Source organism: Undibacterium sp. YM2 (assembly GCF_009937975.1).
GTDB lineage: Bacteria > Pseudomonadota > Gammaproteobacteria > Burkholderiales > Burkholderiaceae_D > Undibacterium.
The window spans coordinates 1729844-1755969 of record NZ_AP018441.1 but is presented as its reverse complement, the minus strand read 5'-3'; the positions used below and the strand labels follow the sequence as shown (position 1 = coordinate 1755969).

General features: G+C 50.2%; 17 protein-coding genes and 1 pseudogene. 4 read left to right on the top strand and 14 right to left on the bottom strand.

Annotation, left to right across the window (positions count from 1 at the left end; all coding sequences use genetic code 11):
* Positions 1-334: 334 nt before the first annotated feature.
* The 5 genes from UNDYM_RS07760 to UNDYM_RS07740 form a co-directional block, all read right to left on the bottom strand.
* A complete protein-coding gene (locus UNDYM_RS07760; protein ID WP_162040527.1) occupies positions 335-8893 on the bottom strand; it encodes a DUF4347 domain-containing protein in 8559 nt (2852 codons plus the stop codon).
* A gap of 2 nt (positions 8894-8895) precedes the next feature.
* Entirely contained in the window at positions 8896-9744 is an 849-nt protein-coding gene (locus UNDYM_RS07755) for a sulfotransferase (RefSeq protein WP_162040526.1), read from the bottom strand.
* A 629-nt stretch (positions 9745-10373) separates the two neighbouring features.
* On the bottom strand, positions 10374-11420 hold the full coding sequence (gene pbpG / locus UNDYM_RS07750; RefSeq protein WP_162040525.1) for a D-alanyl-D-alanine endopeptidase: 1047 nt from the start codon (positions 11418-11420) through the stop codon (positions 10374-10376).
* Between the two features lie 182 nt (positions 11421-11602).
* Positions 11603-12295, bottom strand: coding sequence for a nitroreductase (locus tag UNDYM_RS07745; RefSeq protein WP_162040524.1), 693 nt, complete (start codon positions 12293-12295; stop codon positions 11603-11605).
* Positions 12292-12732 carry a thioesterase family protein gene (locus UNDYM_RS07740; RefSeq protein ID WP_162040523.1) on the bottom strand — a complete coding sequence of 147 codons (441 nt, stop codon included), beginning with the start codon at positions 12730-12732 and terminating at the stop codon, positions 12292-12294. Before UNDYM_RS07740 ends, UNDYM_RS07745 begins: the two co-directional genes overlap by 4 nt.
* A gap of 362 nt (positions 12733-13094) precedes the next feature.
* On the opposite strand from UNDYM_RS07740, the gene UNDYM_RS07735 reads away from it, so the two are divergent.
* Positions 13095-13652 carry a phasin family protein gene (locus UNDYM_RS07735; RefSeq protein ID WP_162040522.1) on the top strand — a complete coding sequence of 186 codons (558 nt, stop codon included), beginning with the start codon at positions 13095-13097 and terminating at the stop codon, positions 13650-13652.
* A 109-nt stretch (positions 13653-13761) separates the two neighbouring features.
* Here the strand turns inward: UNDYM_RS07735 and UNDYM_RS07730 are convergent, their stop codons facing one another.
* The 8 genes and pseudogenes from UNDYM_RS07730 to UNDYM_RS07695 all read right to left on the bottom strand — a co-directional run bounded on the left by UNDYM_RS07730 (position 13762) and on the right by UNDYM_RS07695 (position 21195).
* Positions 13762-13908, bottom strand: coding sequence for a hypothetical protein (locus UNDYM_RS07730; RefSeq protein ID WP_162040521.1), 147 nt, complete (start codon positions 13906-13908; stop codon positions 13762-13764).
* Between the two features lie 34 nt (positions 13909-13942).
* Positions 13943-15306: pseudogene (locus UNDYM_RS07725) on the bottom strand (OFA family MFS transporter).
* Positions 15307-15620: 314 nt separating this feature from the next.
* Positions 15621-16346 (bottom strand): ABC transporter ATP-binding protein, encoded by a 726-nt coding sequence (locus UNDYM_RS07720; protein ID WP_162040520.1) that lies wholly within the window; start codon positions 16344-16346, stop codon positions 15621-15623.
* Entirely contained in the window at positions 16346-17116 is a 771-nt protein-coding gene (locus tag UNDYM_RS07715; RefSeq protein WP_162040519.1) for an ABC transporter ATP-binding protein, read from the bottom strand. The genes UNDYM_RS07720 and UNDYM_RS07715 overlap by 1 nt, the downstream gene beginning before the upstream one ends.
* An 11-nt stretch (positions 17117-17127) precedes the next feature.
* Positions 17128-18318 (bottom strand): ABC transporter ATP-binding protein, encoded by a 1191-nt coding sequence (locus tag UNDYM_RS07710; RefSeq protein WP_162040518.1) that lies wholly within the window; start codon positions 18316-18318, stop codon positions 17128-17130.
* An 11-nt stretch (positions 18319-18329) separates the two neighbouring features.
* Entirely contained in the window at positions 18330-19259 is a 930-nt protein-coding gene (locus UNDYM_RS07705; protein ID WP_162040517.1) for a branched-chain amino acid ABC transporter permease, read from the bottom strand.
* Positions 19260-19791: 532 nt separating this feature from the next.
* Positions 19792-20730, bottom strand: a complete 939-nt coding sequence (gene ispH, locus UNDYM_RS07700; RefSeq protein WP_162040516.1) for a 4-hydroxy-3-methylbut-2-enyl diphosphate reductase — start codon at positions 20728-20730, stop codon at positions 19792-19794.
* Between the two features lie 9 nt (positions 20731-20739).
* A complete protein-coding gene (locus tag UNDYM_RS07695) occupies positions 20740-21195 on the bottom strand; it encodes a peptidylprolyl isomerase (RefSeq protein WP_162040515.1) in 456 nt (151 codons plus the stop codon).
* Positions 21196-21291: 96 nt separating this feature from the next.
* On the opposite strand from UNDYM_RS07695, the gene radC reads away from it, so the two are divergent.
* From radC to rpmG, 3 genes are all read left to right on the top strand, one after another.
* On the top strand, positions 21292-21966 hold the full coding sequence (gene radC, locus UNDYM_RS07690; protein ID WP_162040514.1) for a DNA repair protein RadC: 675 nt from the start codon (positions 21292-21294) through the stop codon (positions 21964-21966).
* Between the two features lie 237 nt (positions 21967-22203).
* Complete coding sequence (gene rpmB, locus UNDYM_RS07685) at positions 22204-22440, top strand: 50S ribosomal protein L28 (RefSeq protein ID WP_162040513.1); 237 nt, start codon at positions 22204-22206, stop codon at positions 22438-22440.
* 25 nt (positions 22441-22465) lie between these two features.
* Entirely contained in the window at positions 22466-22633 is a 168-nt protein-coding gene (gene rpmG, locus UNDYM_RS07680; protein ID WP_110257750.1) for a 50S ribosomal protein L33, read from the top strand.
* A 176-nt stretch (positions 22634-22809) separates the two neighbouring features.
* On the opposite strand, the gene UNDYM_RS07675 is transcribed toward rpmG, so the two are convergent.
* Positions 22810-26100, bottom strand: coding sequence for a hybrid sensor histidine kinase/response regulator (locus tag UNDYM_RS07675; protein WP_162040512.1), 3291 nt, complete (start codon positions 26098-26100; stop codon positions 22810-22812).
* Between the last annotated feature and the right edge of the window lie 26 nt (positions 26101-26126).

The following is a 26126-nucleotide window of genomic DNA, read 5'->3' as shown; positions in this document are numbered from 1 at the left end:
GAGGTGAAGTTGCTAACCAGGATTGAATCATTGGTTGCATTGGTTTCACATGTGGGAGGCAGTCTTTATCCGTCCAGCTTTGACAGATTGACCAGGCAATTTCTGCTTGAGTAAGGTATCAAGCATCCCTTATCTCTCTTTTCACATCGCACGATCTGTGCGATAGCGCACAAAAATCCTATTGAATTTTGAGTTGTTTTTTTCAAACAACAGGTGCAGGTGTTTTTACAGCAAAATAGTTCTTCAGCAGAGTTATTTATTTTCCTGAGCGCATTAAATGAAAAAGCCGCCCGGATTTTCTCCCGGACGGCTTTGCATACTGACTGAATCAGGTTCAGGGCATAAACCTCGCCAGATACTCAGGCGAATTAATAAACTGCCCGATCAGCGTGACCACATCCGTACCCGATTGGCTGACTAAAGTATCAAAGGTCGCCTGATCCGGCGCATGACCCAAGAGACCGATGTAATCCAGCGTCAAAGACACTTTGGATTGCGAATTCGCCTTGAACTCCGTCGATTCCGTAAAGCCCGCCAGCATATCGCCACGGCTCAAGCCATTGCCCAGTTGCCCCAGCCAGTAGGCTTTGCCTGCTGTATCTGAACTGCGGTGCAAGACATTCTGATAGACCCGGTCCACAAAGGCCGTATTGTCCAGCGCCCCATAAGTCTTCTGGAATTCTGCACTCGACACAAACGAAGCACTGATTTTACTCAGGTTCATGCCATCCTTTTGCGCCTGCATCCAGTAAGCCAGACCCTCACGGTCAGGCAAGCGGTCAAAGGCACCAAAGTACAGACGCGTAATCCCGCCTATCCCACTCTGGAATTCAGCTGACTCCATGAACGACGCCGCCACCTGCGCCCGGCTCATCTTGCCACTGTCGATCTGACCCTGCCAGTACTGCACGCCTGCGGTATCCGCTTCACGGAACAGCACGTCACGATACAGCTGCATGGCAAACAGGTCAGAGCGGTGCAAGACATCATTGTCTTTGACATCAAGTTTGGTGCCGACCTTCGCTTCTATCGCATCCGGGATACCATCACCATCCTTGTCGCCGGGCAGGGAACTGTTCCTGTATCCCAGACCACCGCTGAAACTGATCTTGCCATCCACCTTGCCGTCCGCATCAAATATGCCACCATCGGTGATCTTGAAGTCCACCTTCAGTTTGCCATTCACCTCTGTGATCGCGCTGGCAATATTTGTCCAGTTACCCGCCTTGTCCTGTACCCAGTAACCATTTACTGAACCCAGCTTATCGGTATAAACCGACAAATTGATTTCTTTACCTGTACCCACGCCATTAATTTGGCTGTTGATCAAGCCATACTGTAATTGCAGGTCACTGGGTAAATTGAGCGGGCTGGCTGACGTCGTCGTATGAGACAAGGCCAGTGAAGAATCAATACTCAAAGTCGCATAGTGCGTATTGACCAGGCCACCATTATTCCATGGCAAGGAGGCGACTTCTTTCTGCGCCTGATCAGCTTTGCCATCGCCGTTACCATCCCCCTTGCCACTACCTATCCAGTTGGGTACTCCTGCTTCTATGGTTTGCAGGATGCCGTCACCATCGGCATCCGGATCAATGACAGGATTGGTATTGTCAGAAGGATTGGTTCCGGTATTGTTGTCATAGGCAAGGATGGAATAAGCCTGTTGCAGTACCGCTCCGCTATTACCAGCCAGATCACTTACCCTGACCTTCAGGGTGTTATTACCGCTGACAGTCTGGTTTTGCAGGGCCCAGCTATTACTACCTACTGTTGCTGTCGCATTGATCCAGTTCGTGCCATTGTCGAGCGAGACCTGGATGGTTTCACCGGCGAGCAAGCTGGCACTGAGTGTACCGCTGATGGTCTGTTGAGTCGCTGTCGTGATGAAGTCGGTACCACTGATACCGTCATCATTAGAGAACTTCAGGTTCACAACGGTGGTCGTCGGCGCCGTATGATCGACCTGATACAACTGCCCGGTAAAGCCGCCATTCAGGGCCAGGCTGGACGTATCCACAATGCCAGTACCGGCATTCTTCAGATTCAGGCCCAGTGTCCCATCACCGGTCAATCCCGTGATCCTGACGCTGTAGGTAGAAGGATCAAGCTGCGTGACACTGCTGATGGTTCCTGCCACTGTCCCCGTCGTCGCCAGTGCAAAGGCTGCCGCATTCACGCCCGTCACCGCTTCACTGAACGTGACCTTGTAGTCTATCGTGCCCAGGCTGGTGTTCTCAGATTGGATGCGGGTAATACCGGTCGCGGTTGGAGCGACATTGTCACCAACGGCGATGATGAAGTTCTTTTCATAGGCAGAACCCATGGCATCCGTGGCTCTCACAAAGATACTGTAATTGCCCGGTGTCATGCCCACAGGGTTCTTCGCCACCAGGGTATTACCCGAGATGGTGAATTTACTGTTGTCCTTGTCATTCGTCCCATTACCAGTTACCAGGGTAAAACTGGCGGTATCACCCGGATTCGGGTCAATCGCTGTCAAAGTACCCACACTGGTATTGTCAGCAGAACCCTGCTGGAGTGCCGCATTCGACAAGGTGATATTGGTCGGTGCCGCATTGATGCCGGTCGCAATCACTGTCGTCGTGTTATTCAATACCGCAGAAGCAATACCGTCATTGGCACTGATGGTAAAGGTCGTGGTTTCTGTGCTGCCCACAGGGACACGGCCAGCAGCCGGCTGGAACACCAGGCCACGGATGGCCGCCTGCACGGCTGCCGGGGTACCGGCTGCATGGGTATAGGTCAGGCCGCCATCGGCAGTCGAGAAGCCAGTCGCTGCCAGTGAAGCGGCGGTGAAGGCACCTTTGGCGGCAACATCCAGGCTGATGATGATGGTTTCAGATGCACCCACGTCAGGGTCAGTGATGGTGACACCGGTGAACGGAGAAACCGTGGTGGTTTCAGTCACGGTCTGGCCTGCGACCACACCACCGATGACGGGAGCAACGTTATTGCCGGTGACGGTAATGAAATTGCCAAACAGGTCAGCGATGACGACAGCCGTAGCGGCACCAGTATTCCAGTCTTCCAGCATGCCAATGTTGTAGGTGGTGCTGTCGGTGGACGAGTTGCCATCCTTGTTCAAGCGCAATGCCAGGGCCGCCTTGTCGTTGGCACTCATGGTCATGGTGAAGCTGGTGTTGGAGGTGATGTCGACGTTGGCGGTATCGGTCAGGGTGTAGTTGAAGGCACCCTGACCGAGGAAACGGATACGGTTGGCGGTAATATCGTTATTGGCTCCTGTCAAGGACAGGAAGTTGTTGCCCGTAACCACCAGTACACCGGTGGCGACGTTGTAGGTCGCTGAGGTGACCGTTGGTGCCACCACATTGGTAACAGTAATCCCATTGCCGGTCAGGTCAGCAATCACAACGGCGGCATCGGCACCGGCATTCCAGTCTTCTGCGGCAATCAGGTTATAGGTATTGACACTGGTGGAGCTGGTGCCATTCTTGTTCATGATGAGGTTGGCACCCAGGCGGTCTGCGGCACTGAGGGTCAGGGTGAACGAGGTCGCAGAGGTGATCTCGACATTGCTGGTGGTGGTGAGGGTATAGCTGGCACCGCCTTCGCCTTGCAGGCTGAATTTATTGGCGACGATGTCGTTGTTTGCGCCTGTCAGACCGGTGAGGCCAGTGCCGGTGACGGTCAGTACACCGGTGTTGGCGTTGTAGGTGGCCGAGGTCACGGTCGGGACGGCGACATTGGAGACGGTAATCGGGGCAGTGGTGACAGCAATATTGCCACCGGTAATGACGCTGTCCCAGTCATCGGCGGCAGCCAGGTTGTAAGTGGTACCACCTGTGGATGTTGTGCCGTTCTTGTTGAACAGGGCTTCGACAGCAGCCTGGTCAGCACCGGCGAGGGTCACGGCAAAGCTGGTGGCGGAGGTGACTTCGACATTTCCGGTGGTCGACAGCGTACGGGTGGCTGCGCCTTCGCCTTTGATGGTCAGGGCAGAGACGGTGATGTCATTGGTGGCACCGAGGGTGCTGACGAGGCCTGTGCCGGTGACGGTCAGGATGTGGGTGGTGACGTCATAGGTGGCTGAGGTAATGGTTGGGGCGGCCACGTTCGAGACGGTGACGGCATTGCCGGTCAGGTCGGCGCTCGATGTGGTGGTGGCGTCCCAGGAAGCAGCAGCGGCCAGGTTGAAGGTGGTGGCATCAACGGCGGTGGTGCCGGTCTTGTTCAACAGGCCATTGACGGCGAGTTTGTCGGCAGCGTTCAGGGTCACGGCAAAGGCGGTACTGCTGCTGGCGGTGACGTTGGCGCTGGTTAAGGTATAAGAACCACCACCCTGACCGACCAAGGATAACTTCGATACATCGATGGTGTCGCCACCAACGATGTTGACGGCAGTGACACTTAAAACGCCCGTCGCGGCATCATAGGTGGAGCTGATGATGCTCGGTGCAGCGTTCGAGACGGTGATGCCATTGCCAGTTAAATCCTGAATATTGCCGCCAGTGATAACGCTGTTCCAGTCATCGGCAACAGCCAGGTTGTAGGTGGTGGCACTGCTGGCAGACGAGGTGCCGTTTTTGTTCAGCAGGGCATCAACACCACCGATATCGGCACCCGCCAGCGTAAATGTAAAGCTGGTAGCGGAGGTGATTTCAACATTGCCGGTGGTGGACAGGGCGTAGGTCGCACCGCCTTCACCAGTAATGGTGAGCTTGGAAATGGTGACGTCATTGGTCGCACCAATGGTTTTAACCAGGTTGGTGCCGGTGACGGTAAAGACATGGGTAGTGCCGTCGTAAGTTGCCGATGTAATCGTTGGCGCTGTGACGTTCGAGACTGTCACGGCATTGCCAGTCAAATCTGCACTGGATGCGGTGGTGGCGTCCCAGGAGGCAGCAGCGGCCAGGTTAAATGTGGTGCTATCAACGGCGGTGGTGCCGTTGTTGTTCAAGATGCCGTTGATGGCGAGCTTATCGGCGGCATTCAGCGTGACTGCAAAAGCAGTTGTACTGCTGGCGTTGACGTTGGCGCTGGTCAGTGTGTAGGAGCCAGCCTGGCCTGTGATAGAGAGTTTGCTGACATCAATGAGGTCACCACCAACCATGTTGACTGCCGAGACCGATAAAATGCCGGTTGCCGCATCGTAGGTGGAACTCAATATGCTTGGCGCGGCATTGGAAACGGTAATGCCATTGCCAGTCAAATCCTGAATGTTGCCGCCGGTGATGACGCTGTTCCAGTCATCGGCAACAGCCAGGTTGTAGGTAGTGGAACTGACAGAGGAGGTGCCGTTCTTATTCAACAGGGCATCGATACCAGTGATATCTGCACCCGCCAGTGTAAAGGTAAAGCTGTTGGCGGAGGTGACTTCAACATTGCCGGTGGTGGACAGTATATAGGTCGCACCACCTTCACCAGTGATGGTGAACTTGGACAGGTTGACGTCATTGGTCGCACCGATGGTTTTAACGAGGTTAGTGCCGGTGACGGTGAAGACGTGGGTGCTGCCGTTGTAGGTCGCTGAGGTGATCGTTGGGGCGGTGACATTCGATACAGTCACAGCATTGCCGGTCAAATCTGCACTGGATGTGGTGGTGGCGTCCCAGGAAGCAGCAGCGGCGAGATTGAAGGTGGTGGTATCAACTGCTGTCGTGCCGTTATTGTTCAGGATGCCGTTGATGGCGAGCTTATCGGCGGCATTCAGGGTGACAGCAAAGGCAGTCGAACTGCTGGCGGTGACGTTGGCCGTGGTCAGGGTGTAGGAACCACCCTGGCCTGTGATGGATAACTTGCTCACATCAATGGTGTCGCCACCGACGATGTTGACGGCGGAGACAGACAGGATGCCGGTTGCTGCATCGTAGGTGGAACTCAGGATGCTGGGGGCAGCATTGGAGACGGTGATGCCGTTGCCTGTCAAATCCTGAATGTTGCCACCGGTGATGACGCTGTTCCAGTCATCAGCTGCAGAAAGGTTATATGTAGTAGCGCTGCTGGCGGACGCAGTGCCGTTCTTGTTGAGCAAGCTATCGACAGCGGCTATATCTGCGCCAGCCAAAGTAAAGGTAAAGCTGGTGTCTGATGTGATTTCGACGTTGCCTGTGGTTGAGAGAGTACGGGTTGCACCACCTTCACCGGTAATCGTCAGTTTGGAAATCGTGACGTCATTCGTGGCACCTATGGTCTTGACCAGGTTGGTGCCGGTGATGGTGAAGACGTGTGTTGTACCGTCGTAAGTTGCTGAGGTGATCGTTGGGGATGTGACGTTCGCGACAGTGACAGGGTTTGTTGTGTCGGCTAATGGTCCCTGCGAAGCATCCCAGCCAGCAGCAGCGGCCAGATTGAATGTAGTGGTATCAACAGCCGTTGTACCGTTATTGTTCAAGACACCGTTGATGGCCAGCTTATCAGCCGCGTTCAATGTTATTGAGAAAGCTGTCGCACTGCTGGTCGTTACATTCGCTGTCGTCAGCGTGTAAGAACCGCCCTGCCCTGTCAGCGACAGTTTGGAAACATCAATGGTGTCGCCGCTCGCCATATTAGTGCCGATAACGGACAGAATGCCAGTGCTGGCATCGTAGGTGGCGCTGGTGATGATCGATGGCAAACCGGCAGAAGTGAAGGCCCAGGTAGAATTGGAAGTGATGCCGGTAAATGACTTGCTGCTACTGTCCAGGAACGAACCGCTGTCTATCAATACATAGTAGCCAGTCTTGCCAAGGAAATTGGCGGCTGGATTAATCGTAACCTTGCTATTGGCACCGCCCGTACCACTGCTGAATGTGACCTTGCTGGTATCGGTGGCAGCGATGGTTTCCAGCACCGCATTGTCTGACTGGCGGTAAATGACGATATTTTTGGCGGCAACTGCTGTAACCGCCGTACCAAAATCGATCACCAGGTCATAGTTGATGGGTACATCAATAACGCCATTCGCAGGGGAAACGACTCCACCAAAATTGAAGCTGCCATTATCGGAAGATTCATAGGCACCAATATCAATTGTGCCACCTCGGTTAAATCCACGCGCATCCGTCGTCGGCGCGCCGGTTGTGGTACCTGCACCTACGGCACTACTGCCGCCAGCAATCGAAATGGTTTTTACCGGCCCGCCATTGTAGGCCAACGTACCCATGCTCGGGACGGTGGAAATAGTACCGGTCAGGTTACTGATGGTATTGCCGCCACTATTGGACACGGTGTAGGTGCCAGCCGTGGTACCAAAAATATTATTGGCGCCATTGACAGTCAGGTTGCGCCCAAGGACCAGATCGGCGCCATTATTGCCAGCTGCACCGGTACTTGTATTGTTCGCAATCAGATTGTTCGACAGCGTAATCACACCAGGCGAACCGTCTACATGCAGGCCACCACCATCCGCAGATACCAGGTCTGCATTGACCGTTGATTTGCCGACGAAATGGTTGCCAACAATGGTGTTATTGATGATGCTGCCAGTGCTTCCAGAGAAGGAAGAAATCTGCAAACCACCTCCCTTGCCTGCCACCACATTACTTGTGCCACTGGTGTTATTGGAAAAGGTGTTATTGGTGATCGTAAAGTTACCGGCACCAATGATACCGAGCGCTGCTCCACCACCGCCTGTAGCGGCAGTATTGCCTTCAAAAGTGTTATTAAGCAATGTGACCGAATGGGCAGACAGATTAATGCCGCCACCAGCGCCAGTAGTAGTATTGGATTGAAAACTCGAATTGCTAACGGTAATACTGCTATTGTAATTACCGTAAGAAGAAAGGCCGCCGCCATAGCCGGAAGAACTGGAATTTTTAATGACTACGTGATCGATGACTACGGCACCAGTACTGGACACGATGATGGCACCGCCGCCACGGGAGAGAGAGTAACCGGTTGCTGTGGTATTGCTCGCATTGGTCAACGTCATACCTGAAATATTCAATGCCGAAGTATTGGCCGCAGCATAATTATCCGCCCGAAAAATCTGTGAGCTATTGTTACCGCTGATGGTCAATAAATTGCTGCCAGGGCCGATAATACTGAATGCATCCGCATCACTGGTGCCACCAACCTCAAGCGCTCCGCTGGTCAGGGTAATGGTGCCAGCACCACTGGCAAACAAGGCTGGATCAAATACGATGGTATCGGCAGCACCGTTGCCAGTCGCGTTCACCACAGCATCTCGTAACGAGCCTGTGCCAATATCGTTCAAATTAGTAACGGTAATGGTCGCGAGGTCGTAATGATATTGTTGTGCAGCTATTGCAGTAGTCTCTACCACACCACTATGATATTCCAGCACCCAATCACCATGTACACCCGTGTCATTGGTCGATGCAGCGACATCTGCACCTGTCGCTTTAGCCAGCTGATTCACAAAGCTGGTGCCGTTATCGCCTTTGGCAACATCGCAGCCATACAGCAAAATATCAGCCCCTGGCGCCATGGCTTTTTGTATGGTCGCCACGCTGGCCTGATAGTCTGTCAGGTTATACGAAGACAGCATGGTATTGCCAAGTACCAGATAGCCTTCACCACCATGTGAAACAATATGGACAGCAGTGATATCGGCCTTGCCTTGCAAGGCATCGGCCATTTGCTGTACGCCGTTCTTTAACGGATCAAGCGTAACGACTTCGGTACCTGGTTTGAGATTGCCAACCAGGCCTTGCCAGTTTTGCAGTGTGGTATCAACAAACACCACTTCATGGGGCGTTGCGGCAGCGACAGGCGCAGGTGCGGCAATGGATGGTACGACTGCCGTTTGGGTAATGACGGGAACTGCTGGCGCAACAACTGCAGTGGCGACGGATGGCAAACCATCTGCCAGACTTGGATGTAGAGGGTCAAATGCAAAACTTGAAGAAGAACCGGAAGATGAACTGGCTTCAGAAGTGGCTGGATTCAAGGAATTAGACGGTGTCATCTTCATTTTTCAGTAGAATTTGGAACAAATTTGGCGGTGATTACATTGGCACGGCTACCGGTCGTGTCTTTCCAGAACGATAGCTGACTGTATTGCTGAAATAAATCGGGAGGCAGTATGGTGTCGCGGGCTTGAAAGCTGACTTCTGGCCTGACCTTGTGCAAACCCCGCATGCCCAAGGGCGCATCAAACTCAGGTGCGTCGTACTGGATATTCTGGAAGTCATGCTCGAATGGTTCAGCACCAATAAAGTCATAAATCAGCGGCAGCACTTTTTGCGGTGCCTGCGCCAGCAAGTCATAATCGATGAGCAGCATGGAACCGGCATGCTCACTGTAAAAGGCACTCTTCAGGGCAGCCCAGGGGTAACCGACCATGCGATTGCGCTGTGCCAGGGTTTCTACCCGGCTATACACAGTAGCGCGCTCATTATCGTCATTGAACAGGCGCGTGATTTCATAGGGGTCAGCCGCATATTTGCGCTCTATGCTATCCATCACCCAGGCGACATTGCGTACACAGGCAATCACCTTGGAGCCGGGGAACTGATCCATCAGCATGGGCAGATGTGCTGTCCACATGCGGTTGGTATCGAATACCACACTCTTCTCAGCGTGCTCGGCATAATAAGAATCAAACAAGCCACGCACCAGGCGCTTGCGTTCTGCCTTGGTAATGACAGGGCCAAATTCCGTACCAGCGCCAAACTGATGCAGCATGCTGGTATACAAAGTACCAACCGGACTGGTCATCCCGGCATGAAAGCGTGGGTTTTGCAGTAACAATGCGGCCAATAAGGTAGAGCCGGAACGTGGCAAGCCTGAGATAAAGTGATAAGTCGGTGTCGTCATTATTTGAGGCAGATAAAACTACTACTGTGTGAATGAAATTCTCTCAAAAACACTGAGCAAACGATTGCATTATTAAAATAATATCGAAGTATTGATGAAGAAAAGTCCAAATACTTTTTCAATCCTCGCCATCTTTAGCATTGAGAAACGGCCTTTTGATTAAAAGATAAGCAAAATGCAAGACAATACCGCAAAAGGCTTTAAATATTTATTTTCACAAAAAGTAGAATGTGAAATATAGTTAAAGCCATTCAATAATTGCTTCGGCATGGCAAATTCGCCAAATTTTCCCAACAATCTTGCCCATCTTATTCGACAAATCTTAGAGTATTTCTTAAAGGAAAGTGACAGCAAGGCTTCACCACATTTTTGGGAAAATGCAGCTACTCACACGGAATCAGATCCTACCTGAAGCGATAGACTCATATCCACTGGATGGCAAATACCGAAAATACATCAAATAAATTACTTATTGTAATCAAGCATCGTAAGAGCCTCGTAAGCCTGCTGATTTCAGCTTTTGCCCAGACTTAAATGTTTATTGGCAAAAAAATACCCGCCTGTTAAGGCGGGTATAGTGAGAATTTGTTCTTGCATGTACATTTATTACGACATGCTTTGAATACTGCTCAAACATGCGGCTTGATCGTCTCCAGCCATTTCTTCATGCGATCAGCATCTGCCAGACGTGAATACTTGCCCTTGGAGTCAAGGAAGACCATGACAATATTGCGTCCCTCAATAATCGCTTGCATAACCAGGCAGCGGCCAGCTTCGGCGATGTAACCTGTTTTTTGCAAGCCGATTTCCCATGCAGGATTGATAACCAGTTTGTTGGACGTGCCGTATTCGAGATTTTTGCCACCTGGCGCAACGACATATTTTGAATCGGTAGAATACTGCCTGATCACAGGGTGCTGATAGGCCGCATTAACCAGTTTCACCAAATCACGTGCGCTGGCGCGGTTCTGGCTGGAAAGACCACTAGAATCCACATAATGCGTATCAGTCATGCCCAGCTGTTTCGCTTTGGTGTTCATCGCAGTGACAAATGCAGGCAAGCCACCTGGATAATTGCGTCCGAGTGCAGAGGCTGCACGATTTTCTGAACTCATCAAGGCAATATGCAACATGTCAGAGCGCGATAATTTGGCACCTATCTTCAAGCGGGAGCTGGTGTTTTTTTCCTTGTCGATATCATCATTCGTCACTTCTATCTGCTCATCCATGTCCTGATGTGCTTCTACTACTACCAGACTGGTCATGAGTTTGGTGATTGAGGCGATAGGCAGGGAAACGTCAGAATTTTTTTCAAACAAGACCTTGGAACTATCCTGATCAACCACATAGGCCACATTTGATTTCAATTCCAGAGGGTCCTGGGTATTTTTCAAGCCGACGGTATCACCCATGCTGGGCTTGTCCGGCACTTCACGTACCAGTGCAACGCGCTCTGTAATGACCTTTCGTTTGCCATGCACCATGACGGTACGCTTGACCAGTTTGCCCGACGCAGTATGAATAATAATTTTCTTATGCGCAGCCGCATGCGTCTTGCCATGGACAGCATGTTTCTTGGAAGAATTCTTGTGAGTGTTGTTGGCAGCCAGCGCACTAGCCACTGGCAAGAGTGCGATTAATGAAAAAACCACTGCACTACGGGCAAATTTCACCATTAATGACTCCAGATTAGATATGCCAAAAAGATAGTGCAGTGTAGCAAAATTCGGAAATTCCGCAAGGAAAATAAGGAGTTAGCTGCGCTTATTCATTCGCAGCCTTAGGGTAAGTTGCAAAAATATTCTGGCTTTTAAACAAAATTCACAATTCATTTTCCAGAAATAGTCATTTGTCTTCTTTATTCGATAAACCGGACAAAATCAGCAAGGCTCGCTCTTTCGGTCACCAGAGTGTTTTCAATTTTGCTGTGATCGGCATAACCCAGTGACATGCCACATACCAGCATTTCATCTGCCGGTAGCTGCAGCTGCTCTGCAATTACCTTGTGATATTGAGTGAAGGCCGCCTGTGGACAGGTGTCAAGACCGCGACCACGCGCAGCAATCATGATATTTTGCAGGAACATGCCATAGTCCAGCCATGACCCCTGCTCCATGACCCGGTCTATGGTAAAGATGAACCCGACCGGCGCATCAAAAAAGGCATAGTTGCGACCATGCTGCGCATGCATGCCCATCTTGTTTTCACGTCCCAGGCCCAGCAAGGCATATAGATCCCAGCCTACCTTGCGGCGGCGCTCCAGATAGGGAGTAATCCATTTCACCGGATAATAATTGTATTCCTGCTCATGCCCTCCCTGCCCTTCACTATTGTGGGCAGCCAGAATGGCATTCGATACTGCATGCAGGCGGGAGCCGGTCAGTACATAGACCTTCCAGGGCTGGGTATTACTGCCAGATGGTGCGCGGGCAGCAACCTCAAGTATTGCCTGTATATCTTCACGCGCCACGACTGTTGGTAAAAATGCACGTATCGAGCGGCGTGACGTGATGGCTTCATCAACCACTTGCTGATTTGCTGACGTAATCATGAGCCTATTACCTCTATTGTTTGCAAGAGCTGGCGCATGTTGCCAGGGATGGCTGTAGGGCGGCGATTTTCCCTATCTACATAAACGTGCACGAAATGTCCCTGAGCGGCAGCCTGGTCTTCACCATTCCTGAAAATACCCACTTCGTAGCGCACGCTGGAGTTGCCCAATTTGCTGACGCTGACGCCCGCTTCGATAACATCAGGAAAAGCAACCGACGCCAGGTAATTGCACTGGGTTTCTATGACCAGGCCTATGACCGGGCTGTTTTCTATGTCCAGGACACCGTTACTGATCAGGAACTCGTTGACGACCGTATCAAACCAGCTGTAATACACGACATTATTAACATGTCCATAAGCATCGTTATCCATCCAGCGTGTAGTAATTGCATGAAAATGCTTAAAGTCTTTTTTTGTTTTTGCAGTGATTGCCATTACCTCTCCCAGCTATATGCTTGCCACAAAATGAATTGCCTGAACGCAAATCTCCATATGAAAGTCTAACATAGGCATGCCACTTCATTTTCTGGTCATAATTACCATACATAATTGCCCGAGGAAAAGTGTTTGTATTAGTTTCTAATTTTCCTGACCGGGTATACGTATCAAATGTTTTTATATACATAATTATTATATTGCGACGCACAAATTTCCCTTGACTTCATTTTGCGAATCAATAGAATACAGATTATTGCATCGCACAATTTTATGGTTTAATAATTAAGTTCAGCGCTGCAACATTCCACTTAGCAATCGCCAGGTTTCTTGTATTCCACTTTCCTACTTAGGAGATGTCCATGTTTACTGCACCCGAACAAATTTCTGCAGCAACCAAAGCCAATTTCGATGCACAACTTGCGCTGTTCACTACATTGACAGGCAAAGCATTTGAAGGCGTAGAAAAATTCATCGAACTGAATTTGAATGCCGCCAAATCCTCTCTGGAAGAAAGCTCTGCTGCAACCAAGCAATTGCTGGCTGCCAAAGACCCGCAAGAATTTTTCAATCTGTCCGCAGCGCAGGCACAGCCTACCGCTGAAAAAGTACTGGCATATAGCCGCCACCTGGCAAATATCGCCACCAGCACACAGGCAGAATTCACACATGCGGCTGAAGCACAAATCGCGGAAACCAACCGCAAAGTGTTGTCCCTGATTGACGAAGTGTCTAAAAATGCCCCTGCAGGTTCCGAGCAATTTGTTTCCCTGTTCAAAACATCGATAGACAATGCGAACGCCAGCTACGATCACATCAGCAAAACGACTAAGCAGGCTGTTGAAGCTTTGGAAGCCAATCTGAACAATGCAGTTTCTACTGCAACAAAAGCGGCAACACCAAAGGCCACGAAGAAGTAAGCATCCGCATTGTTACAGCAGGACTCCCCTCCTGCTGTAACAGGCAGACAGCAAGTGAAAAAGCCCCGGAAAACATATCGGGGCTTTTGCTTATGTATGCCTGTTCAACTCATGCAAACATTGCCATGACTTTCATTGCCGTTTGCCAGACTCCCCATCCCAGTGGAACGCAGGCCAGCGCCCAGTAAAAAATGATTTTGCCAGTCATGCTGGGATCAATATGCTTGTTGATATCTTCCATCTTTTTGTCTTCCATATTTATTTCTGATCTGATGTGTCCTGATAATCTGTCAAGTTGCCAATTGCGCATTGACGGCAGGATTCGTGTCTGACTCAGGCGCTTTTACAAACAGGTTCAGGGCAAATTCTGCGACCAGCAAACCACCCAGTACATACACGACTGTTGAATAGGCGGCGGCATCTGCCAGTCCCTGGTTTTTGACCAGATAATCACGCCCTGCATTGACGACCAGTGGCCCGATCACACCAGCCATGGACCAGGCAGTCAGTAAACGTCCATGTATGGCACCAACTTCTTTTTTGCCAAACATGTCTGCCAGATAGGCGGGGATAGTAGCAAAACCAGCGCCATAAAAACTCATGACCAGGGCAAACAGTGCAACGAACAGCAGCATATTGCCACTGGCTGCCGCACCGGGGATCGCCCAGTAAGCAAGAGCGCCAACACCAGAATACATGGCATAAGCCCATTTACGCCCTATCTTGTCGGAGAAACTGGACCAGATAAAACGACCGGCCATATTGCACAGCGAAAGCAAGCCCACAAAACCAGCTGCCGCTGCGGCAGAGATGCCCACCATTTTTTGTGCCATCAATGAAGCCTGGCCTAGTATGCCTATACCTGCCGAGACATTGAGCAGCAATATCCCCACAGCAGCCAGAATTGAGGCTTGCGTATGGCCTGTGCCACTGAAAAATCACCCGCGCCTTTCGCGGCAATATGCGCAGCTTCCGTCTTGCTGGGCACCCAGCCCGCAGGTTGGTAGCCGGGAAAAGGCAAACGGGCTATCCTGACCGCTGCCAGTTGAAAGCACAGGTACAAGACCGCCATCGTAATGAAAGTCGCCGGAATACCGCCGTATTGCGAACCTTCACTGAAATATTTCATCAGATTCACGGCCAATGGCGAACCAACCAGCGCACCGCCACCAAAGCCCATGATAGCCAGACCGGTAGCCATGCCGCGTCTGTCAGGGAACCATTTGATCAGTGTCGAAACGGGTGAGATATAGCCTATCCCCAGACCCGTACCGCCAATCACGCCGTAGCCGAGAATAACTACTGGCAAAGAGCCCAGTACCACGCCCAGTGCTGAAACCAGAAAGCCCGCAAAAAAACACAATGCTGACGCCAGCATGGCCTTGCGCGGACCTACGCGTTCTACCCATTTGCCAAAGATTGCCGCCGACAGCCCCAGAAAAATAATAGCTACAGAAAAAATCCAGCCAACGCTGGTCAGGCTTGATCCCAGCACCTTGACCAGTGGCCCGTTGAAGACAGAAAATCCGTATGCCTGACCAAGCGGGAAATGGATCAATAAAGCAGCAGCGGCCATCAGCCAGCGACTATAACCCGGTGTGGCGATGGCAGCATCCTTGCCCAATGCAGCCTGCAATTTATTTACAAACCCCATGTATATTCCTTTATTGTTTTATATAAACTATTTACCAAAAACGGAATATATCTTGATCCACATCAAGATCAAGTCTGGAAACAAGTGCTTGCAAAAAACATAGAGCAATTACATTGTGATACGCGACTCCATTGCCTGATCCCCTTTTTGCGGATAGCAAAAGATATCTGTCACGGCCAGGTGAAAAATGAAAAGTGAAAAGAAGAGAGAGGAAAAAAACAGGCAAAAAAATACCTGCAATTACTTGCAGGTATTTGAAAGGTCCCGGCACAGCACATGCTGCGCAAGAGACTTACCTTACTTCGTAAAACGATTCAACCTTCACCGAGATAGGCTGCCTGTACTTTAGGATCATTCAGCATATCCTTGGCATTGCCACTCATCGTGATGGAACCAGAATCCATCACATAGCCGCGATGTGCTGCCTGCAAGGCAAGCTTGGCGTTCTGCTCTACCAGCAGGATCGTAATTCCCTGGGCTGACACATTGCGCACCACTTCAAAAATCTTTTCCACCATGATAGGTGACAGCCCCATGGATGGCTCATCCAGCAGCAATAGATTAGGATGACTCATCAGGGCACGTGCCATCGCCAGCATTTGCTGTTCACCACCGGACAAGGTACCTGCCAGTTGTGCCGCACGCTCTTTCAGACGCGGGAAGACGGCAAACCATTTTTCGATATCGGCTTCGATACCCGCTTTATCGTTGCGGATAAAAGCCCCCATCATCAGGTTTTCCAGAATGGTCATGCGGGTAAACACGCCCCGGCCTTCAGGCACCATGGCCAAGTGATTTTTCACCATCTCAAAAGAGTTAACGTTACGGATGGAGTTACCCAGATAGACAATCTCGCCTTCAACCTTACAGGCAGGCAAGGTGCCCGTGATGGCTTTCAGGGTCGTGGTCTTGCCTGCACCATTGGCACCGATCAGGGTAATCAATTCACCCTTGTTGACTTCCAGGTCGATTCCTTTAACGGCCTTGATGCCGCCGTAAGCAACTTTCAGATTGCTTATCTTTAATACGTTCTCAGCCATTAGTGACCACCTCCCAAATACGCTTCGATAACTGCCGGATTTTTCTGTATGTCTGCTGGCAAACCTTCTGCAATTGGCTTGCCGTAATCCAGAACAGTCATCCTGTCACATAATCCCATCATCAATTTGACGTCATGCTCAATCAGCAAAATCGTCTTGCCCTCTGCCTTGATCTTGACCAGCAACTCACGCAGAGCAAGTTTTTCAGTCGCATTCATACCGGCAGCAGGTTCATCAAGTGCCAGCAGTTTTGGATCTGTTGCCAGTGCACGGGCAATTTCCAGACGGCGTTGATCACCATAAGACAGGAACTTGGATGTGCGGCTGGCGAACTGCCCTATGCCCACAAAATCCAGCAACTCCTGCGCACGCTGGCGAATTTCAGCCTCTTCTTTTTTTGCCGCACCATGTCTGAACACCGCACCAAATACACCTTGATGAGTACGGATATGGCGGCCCACCATGACATTTTCCAATGCCGTCATTTCACCAAACAGACGGATATTCTGGAAAGTCCTGGCGATGCCTGCCCTGGCCACTTCATGCGGTGCCGATGGCGAATAAGGCTTGCCTTCCAGTTCAAAGGTCCCTGTGTCAGGTTGATAAAGGCCAGTGATGACATTAAAAAAAGTGGTCTTGCCAGCACCATTAGGCCCGATCAGGCCGTAGATCTGGCCCTTCTTGATATTGATACCTACATTTGACAGCGCCTGCAAGCCGCCAAAACGTTTATTGGCACCTTCAATTTTTAAGATAGTTTGTTCAGTCATGACGATCTTCCTTATGCTGCCGCTTCGTTAGTCTTAGCCATACGGTCTTCGTGCTTGGGCGCTGGCCACAAACCGGCTGGACGATAAAGCATGACACCAACCAGTGTCGCTCCGTAGATCAACTGACGCAAAACTTCATCTTCCAGCCACACTTCACCAAACAATTGCATTTGCAAAGGCTTGACAACGTGGCGCAATATTTCCGGCAATGAGATCAGTGCCACAGCCCCCATGATCACACCAGGGATATGCCCGATACCGCCGACCACGACCGCCGCCAGAACAATGATGGACTCCATCAGGGAGAAGGACTCTGGAGAAACGAAACCCTGGAAACTGGCAAACATCGCACCAGACACGCCACCAAAAGAAGCGCCCATGGAGAAAGCCAGCAGCTTGATATTACGGGTATTGATACCCATGGCCTTGGCAGCAATTTCATCTTCGCGGATGGCAACCCAGGAGCGGCCAAGACGGGAATCTTGCAAACGGAAGGAAACCAGAACGATACAGATACACAGGAACAGGAACAGGAAATAATAGGCATTCACCGAAGGCATGCTCATGCCCAGGAAATGTACCGTCGCATTGCTGCCGGGCTCACCAGCCAGTGACACACCAAATACACTGACAGGGTCTATCTTGTTGATACCTTTTGGGCCGTTGGTAAAATTAATCGGTGCATTCATGTTATTCATGAAAATACGGATGATTTCACCGAAACCCAGAGTCACGATCGCCAGGTAATCACCACGCAATTTCAGGGTAGGTGCACCCAGTATCGCACCAAACAAGCCTGCTACCGCTGCCGCCATCGGCACAATAAGCCAGACTGAAAGATGAATGCCGTTTTGAGTGACTTCCTGCCCCAGCACATTGACCAGGAAAGCGCCGAAACCAGGGTAGTTATCGACGATGGATTCCAGAGCAATGGCAAATTGTGGAGACGCAAATATACCCGCCAAATAGGCACCTACCGCATAAAATGCGATATAGCCCAGGTCAAGCAAACCGGCAAAACCAACCACAATGTTGAGCCCCAGGGCCAGCATGATATACAAGAGCACCAGATCAATAATCCTGACCCAGGAATTACCAAAATTGGAAGCAACAAAAGGAAATGCCACCAGAATAACCGCCAGTACGGCGAAACTGGCAAATGCCTTTTGCGGATTGGCTTTTACATCAAATAATGTAGACATAGATTTTCTCCTTACGCACGATCAGCAACACGTTCACCCATGATGCCGGATGGACGCAAGGTCAATACGATAATCAATACCACGAAGGCAAAGATGTCCTGATAGTGACTTCCCAGAATACCGCCAGTCAGGTCACCGATATAACCGGCACCCAGACTTTCAATCAGACCCAGGACAATACCGCCTACCATCGCGCCGTAGATATTACCGATACCACCCAGCACCGCTGCAGAGAATGCTTTCAGACCCGGCACAAAACCCATGGCAAACTGGGCAGACGAATAATTGGCAGCCCACATCACACCAGCAACAGCCGCCAGTGCAGCGCCTATCGCAAAGGTTGCGACAATCACTTTGTTGGAATCAACGCCCATCAGGCCGGCAACCCGTGGATTTTCAGCAGTTGCACGCATGGCCCGGCCCATCTTGGTTTTTTCCACCAGCAAAACCAGGGCAACCATGGAGAGCGTCGCCAACACCAGCAACAGTATCTGTGTTTGTGAAATCACTGCACCGCCGATTTGCACAGGTTCCAATGGCATCACGGAAGGGAAAGGAATAGGGCTGCGGCCCCAGATCATCATCGCAAAAGTCTGCACCAGGATGGAGACACCAATCGCCGTAATCAGCGGAGCCAGGCGCGGTGCATTTCGCAATCGCCGGTAAGCCACGCGCTCAATGAGGACATTGACAGCAATACTGACAGGGATGGCACCGAGAATGGCGATAATCAGTTTGACTATGCCTGGCAGCTCAGGAGCTACCACGGATAAAAACTTGATGATACTCAGACCGGCCATCGCACCGACCATCAGTACGTCGCCGTGCGCGAAGTTAATCAGATTGAGCACACCATAGACCATGGTGTAACCCAATGCGACCAGGGCATACATGCTACCCAGCACCAGACCGTTAATAATTTGTTGGATAAAGGTATCCATATTTTGCTTCTCACTTTAAAAACGAAACGAATTTCTGAAAAAACCAGGAGATGAACTGCTTGCCATCTTGCCACCCGAAAGAATCGGGTAACAATACGCAGGTTTCAGCAAAAATCATTCCTGATAAGGAAAGCGGCACCCAGACTGGGTGCCGCCGGAATTCGAACGCGCGTTAGCCAAACAGGCGCGTCATCAAAGTAGAAGCAATAATGGCGTAATCGATGCACATAGTAGAACTCTCCTCAGCAACTTTTGGTAAAAGTTTTTGTAATATATTTTGACTTAAAGGTTATCCCAGTAAAGTCGGCGGGATTATACATAGTTTGCCTGCTCTTCCAGTGGTAAAAAAACCACCGCAAGCTACGTACTTTCCACAAGTGCCGAATACCAGCATACACGTTTTGCCAAGTCCGGCAAATACCGAACTTGATTGTGCCGCAATCTTAAACACGTATTTGCAAAATAAAATATCGAAAACAACAGCCAAAACAAATTTTTTATCAAATTCACTTACTTAAGAGAGTTACAAGCATCAAACTTTTGCTACAGCCAGTCCTTTGGGCATGGGGAAAGTCACGGCCTCTTCGACACCATCCAGCGCACGCACACTGCGTGCACCCAGTTGGCGCAAACTGGCAATCACTTCTTGCACCAGCACTTCGGGTGCAGAAGCTCCGGCAGTCACACCTATACGCAAGCTGTTTTCCAGCCATTCAGGTTTGATCTGGCTGGCATTATCGACCATATAGGCGGTCACACCTTTCTTCTCGGCGACTTCACGCAGACGGTTGGAATTGGAACTGTTCGGGCTGCCAACCACCAAAACCAGATCGACTTGCGGTGCCATGAATTTCACCGCCTCTTGCCGGTTGGTCGTGGCATAGCAGATGTCGCCCTTTTTTGGTTCACTGATCAAAGGAAAGCGCTTTTTCAAAGCATCTATAATTTCTGCCGTGTCGTCAACAGACAATGTGGTTTGCGATACAAAAGCCAGCATATCTGCATTTTTTACTTGCAGGCTGGCGACGTCGGCCACGGTTTCCACCAGATACATGCCCTCATCTGCCTGCCCCATCGTGCCCTCCACTTCAGGGTGACCATGGTGGCCTATCATGATGATTTCGCGGCCTTCCTTGCGCATCTTGGCCACTTCTATATGCACCTTGGTCACCAGTGGGCAGGTAGCATCAAAAATCGTCAGGCCACGGGCCTCGGCATCCTGGCGCACGCTTTGCGACACGCCGTGGGCAGAAAATATCAGGGTATTACCCGGCGGGACATCTTCCAACTCTTCAATAAAAATCGCACCCTTGTTTTTCAAGTCATTCACGACATAGGCGTTGTGCACGATTTCATGTCTGACATAAATCGGTGCACCGAATTGTTGCAAGGCACGCTCGACGATTTCAATGGCGCGATCGACACCAGCGCAAAATCCACGCGGCTGGGCTAATAAGATTTCTTTGTCCATAAGCTTTGATTAAAGAATCCCGATAATTTTTGTTTCAAACAGCACGGTCTGCCCGGCCAGAGGATGATTAAAGTCAAACAATGCACCTTCATCGTCAATTGCTCGCAAGATGCCGGCAAACTTGCCACCCGCAGGCGCGGCAAATTCAACCAGGTCGCCAATCACATATTGCTCGCCAAAAGCAGAGTTTTCTTTTAGTGTAGCCATCGATACTCTTTGTATCAAATCCGGGTTGCGCGGCCCAAAGGCTTTTTCAGGTGCCAGTTCCTGGGTGGTATGAGAACCTTCCTCGAGCCCCAGCAAGGATGCTTCCAGCTCTGGTGCCAGTTGCCCTGTGCCCAGTTGCAATGTGGCTGGGCGCTCTTTGAAGGTGCTGAGTATATCTTCACCAGCCAGCGTCGCAAGGCGATAATGGAGGGTCAGGTAGGCGTTGGGTGTCACAGTGGGGATAACATTCGAAGACATGATATGAAACTGGGCTTATGAGGCTGAGAATCCGATATTGTAAGCCAGCTTTAGCTTATGAAGAGACAAGGACCAAATTCTATGGGGAAAACCTAGATGGCAATCAATGAATGGCCAGAAGATCAACGCCCGCGTGAGCGCCTGATCAAGCATGGAGCAAGCGCATTATCAGACGCCGAATTACTGGCTGTTTTTCTCCGGGTTGGCGTCAAGGGTAAAAGCGCAGTAGATCTGGGGCGCGATATGATCAAGCACTTTGGCTCTCTTTCAGGCCTTTTTGCAGCAAATATGAAGGATTTTTCCTCCATACACGGGCTGGGAGCAGCCAAGTATGCACAGTTACATGCCGTACTGGAACTGGCCAAACGGGCGATTTCTGAAGAACTGCAGGAAAACGCCTCGCTATCATCACCGCAGGCTGTGAAAAACTATCTGCAATTGATGATAGGAAATAAACCACATGAGTCTTTTGCCATCCTGTTCCTGGATATCAAAAACCGCCTGATCAAGGCTGAAGAACTGTTCCGTGGCACTCTCAATCATGCGAGCGTCTATCCGCGTGAGGTGGTGAAGTCGGCCCTGCAGCAAAATGCCGCAGCCATCATACTGGCCCACAACCACCCTTCAGGCTCCTGCGAACCCAGTCAGGCAGACATCAGCCTCACGCAAACCTTGAAGCAGGCACTGGCACTGATCGATGTGCGTGTGCTGGATCATTTTATCGTTGCCAATCCCAATGTGTATTCATTTGCAGAGCATGGCCTGATGTGAGCATCAACCCCGCCGGGCCAGCCATTTTGCAGCATTGAAACAACCAGTGTTGCAGATAAGACTTTGTTATCACTCGCAGTTTACACCCGCGTTTACCTGCGAAAAAACCAGGAAAATTCAATTGTTAAATTAATTTTTTAAAAAAGACACACTTGTTTTTCGCAAGTCGTTGATATTTCATGGGATTTTGTTTATACTTGCGTTTTTCCAATTTCGGAATCGTCTAAGGAGTAAAACATGGCACGTGTCTGCCAAGTGACTGGGAAGGGGCCAATGGTTGGCAACAATGTATCCCACGCTAACAACAAAACAAAACGCCGCTTTTTGCCTAATCTGCAAAATCGTCGCTTTTTCGTAGAATCAGAAAACCGTTGGGTTTCTCTGCGTTTGTCCAATGCTGGCCTGCGCGTCATTGACAAAATCGGCATCGATGCCGTTTTGGCTGACCTGCGTGCTCGCGGCGAAAAAGTTTAAGCTAAACTATAGTTAGGAAAATATCATGGCTAAATCTGGTCGCGACAAAATCAAGCTGGAATCGACTGCTGGTACAGGTCACTTCTACACAACCTCCAAAAACAAGCGCACTATGCCTGAAAAAATGGAGATCATGAAGTTTGATCCTAAAGCACGCAAGCACGTCATCTACAAAGAAACCAAAATCAAGTAATTCTGGTAAGTTTTGTAGACATAAAAAAACCCTGCATTGCAGGGTTTTTTTATGTCTGATTCCAATGGCTTGATGATGAATATGCATAAGTGAGCAGCAAGCAAGACCTCAAGCAAGAAGCTCAAGTTCCTCCGGACGTAACTTTCATCGCGACTACAGGTGACATGTCCAGAGAACTAACACTCATGTTTTCCCAATTTATCCGTCAAATGAACCAGAAATTTTCTGGTTTCCACTTCCAATAACTGAAAATGTCGCTGGGCCACTTCCAACTCCCCCTGCTTGGCACTCAATTCAATTCTTTTCGCATATTCGACGATGGGCGTAGCTCCAAAGTATCCCATAACCCCTTTAAGAGTATGGGCGGCGCGCTGCAGGTCTGATAAATGGCTGACATGCAATGCAGATGCAATTTCTGCAAGCTGGGCTGGTATGTTCGTGAGAGCCAGCTTGCCCACAATATCGAGCACTTCAGCATCCGTTTTTTCCAGGGCTTTTGCATAATCAAATTCAGGTAACACCTGCAGAACATCTCCCGAATGATCATCTAGTAACTGACTTATCCGATGTCCACTCAATACCGCTTCAATACAATCCATCAGTTTTTTTGACTGTATCGGCTTGGATAGATAATCGTCCATACCAGCAGCAAGACAACGCTCCCTGTCCCCTTCCATGACGTTGGCGGTCATTGCAATGACAGGCAGATGCCCGCCGCGCAGCTCTTCCCTGGCACGGATTGCCAGGCAAGCCTCTATGCCATCCATCACGGGCATTTGCACATCCATGAGCACGACATCAAATTTTTCTGTTTCAACCAAACTCAGGGCATCCTGGCCATTGTCACAGACTTTGACTCTGTGCCCTGACTTCTCAAGTAGTCGTACAGCCAGTTGCTGATTAATCAAATTATCTTCTGCCAGCAAGATATACAATCTTTTTAGCGATGAAGGCGCTGGATTTTCAGCCCGTTCTGAATCGGCAACATTATCGCTATCCATATCCAATGCCGATACCAGCGTTGATCTTAAATCCGGCAACCTGACAGGTTTGCTCATATAAAATTCTATGCCCGCCATGCGGCAACGGTCCGCATCCCCCCGTATGCCAGCAGAAATCATCATGATGACTTTGGCGGCAAGCGGAGGCATGGTTTCTGCCATCTTCTTCTGCAGGGCAAATCCATCCATACCGGGCATGTGGGCATCGATTAAGATGAGGTCATAAGCATTGCCGCTACGCTGCGCGCGCAGCATCTCACCCAAGGCTTCCTGAGCAGTTTCGGCACATACAGCCTGGATACCCATTTTCAGAAAAGAGTCCGCCAGAAATTGCCGGTTGGCAGTGCTGTCATCCACCACCAGGAACTTGCGCTCAGGCAGACGTAGCAGCGATGGCAGCCGGCTTTCGCCTCCCTTGATCAGACGGATGACAAAATGAAAGGTACTTCCATGTCCCAACTCACTTTCAACCCAGATGCGGCCGCGCATCATCTCTACAAGGCGCGAGGAAATCGATAATCCCAGGCCGGTACCGCCATATTTTCTTGTAATGGAATTATCCGCCTGTGAAAATGAATCAAAAATGCTGGCAATTTTGGATTGCTCTATCCCTATGCCCGTATCGGTCACTTTAAAATGCAAGAGCACCTCGCCACCAGGCACTACTTCTTGCCGGACCTGGATAACCACCTCTCCACTTTCAGTAAACTTGATTGCATTGCCGACCACGTTAAACAAAACTTGCCGTATGCGGACAGGATCACCGATGAGCGTATGACGACTGTCAACATCAGTATCAGCAACCAGCTCCAGCCCTTTTTGTTCAGCCGGAATGACCAGGGTTTTCACCGCATCGTCAAGCATTGTGGCCAGATCAAATACCACATTTTCCAATACCAGCTTACCTGCCTCTATCTTGGACGAGTCGAGTATGTCGTCGATAATGGTCAGCAGCGAATCAGCGGACGACTTGATCAAATTAAGATACTGACGCTGTTCACGATTCAAGTTACTATCAAGCGCAAGCTCCGTCATTCCCAGAATTCCATTCATGGGCGTACGTATCTCATGCGACATGGATGCAAGAAACAAACTCTTGGCAATATTGGCAGCTTCTGCCATCTCTTTTGCCTTCAACAATTCTTCTTCATGCAACCTGCGTTCTGTGGTGTCCAGAACTATCCCGACCAGGTACCTCGCTTGATCTGCTGCCCCGCGCTTGATTTCACCCACTGTCTGTATCCAGCATTCGCGACCATCTACGGGCCGCACGATCTTGTATTCATAGCTGAACCGGGTATGCTGCTCGATCGCTGCGCTCATGGCCTTGCCAACGGTTTCACGAAACTCGGGGACAATCATTTCCAGCCAGTTGGCATAGGTTTTCTCAAACTCCGCAGGCAAACCAAAAATAGCATTCATGGTGTCTGAACACTCGAAGATCTTGCGAGCGATATCCAGTGAAAAACTCCCTATCTGTCCCACTTCTTGGGACTGGCGCAAGATAGCCTCACGCTCAACCAATTGCTCTTGTATGCCATCCCTGGCGTTCAGCGCTTTAAACAAGAGGCTAAACAGGAAAGAGGCGCACAAACTGATGACAAGTGCGGCACCCAAAACCATATTCCTGTGCGTCGCATAAGGCATCAACACGCTCTCGACCGATTCACCAACCAGGAAAGTTAATTGATACTCAGGTATCCGAAAGTAACCGTAAATCCTTTCTACACCATCTACTTTAGCAACCCGCCTATAATTCCCGGCAAGACTAGGTGTGGAAGACAATCCAAGAAAGCTGTTGTCGATAACTTTTCCCAGGACGGATTCCATGGATGGATAACGTGCCATTACCTCACCACTATCACGCAACACTGTTACCGCTCCGCCTTCAGACATATTGAGTTTTTTTGCCAATGCAGTAAATTGGTCCGGGCTGACGGACACCACCAAAACGCCGTCAAACTTACCTTGTCTCAATATGGGACGCGTGAACTGTAGTGACCATTTGCCCGATACTTTCCCTTTTAAAGGTTTGCTGATGAACAGGGCGTCGGTTTCGGGGCTGTCGTGGTGAACTCGAAAATGTTCGCGCTGGCTGAGATCCACCTTTTCGTTCGGTTTAGACAAATTTGAGAATTGCATCATGCCGTCTTTGTCTATCACTGCTACCTGGAAAGAGATATCTTGCAAGATTTCCTGACGACGACGCACGACGTCAGCGAATTCAGCCCAGTTACCATCCCAGTCGCCGCGTATATCCAGTAACACTTCATTGATGCGTCGGACGACGGACTGTGAATATTCAGCAAAAACCTGTGACTGTACGTAAGTACGAACGTTTGCCTCTTGCAAATATTGCGTGCGGCTGCGAAACAGCTCATAGGCGACAAAACTCCAGGTCAGCAGCAGCGTCAGGGCGAACATCAGTATCAACTGACGGCGGAAGCGTTTTCTGGCTGTTTTCATTTGCTTTATCCACTAAGGTGCGCAGG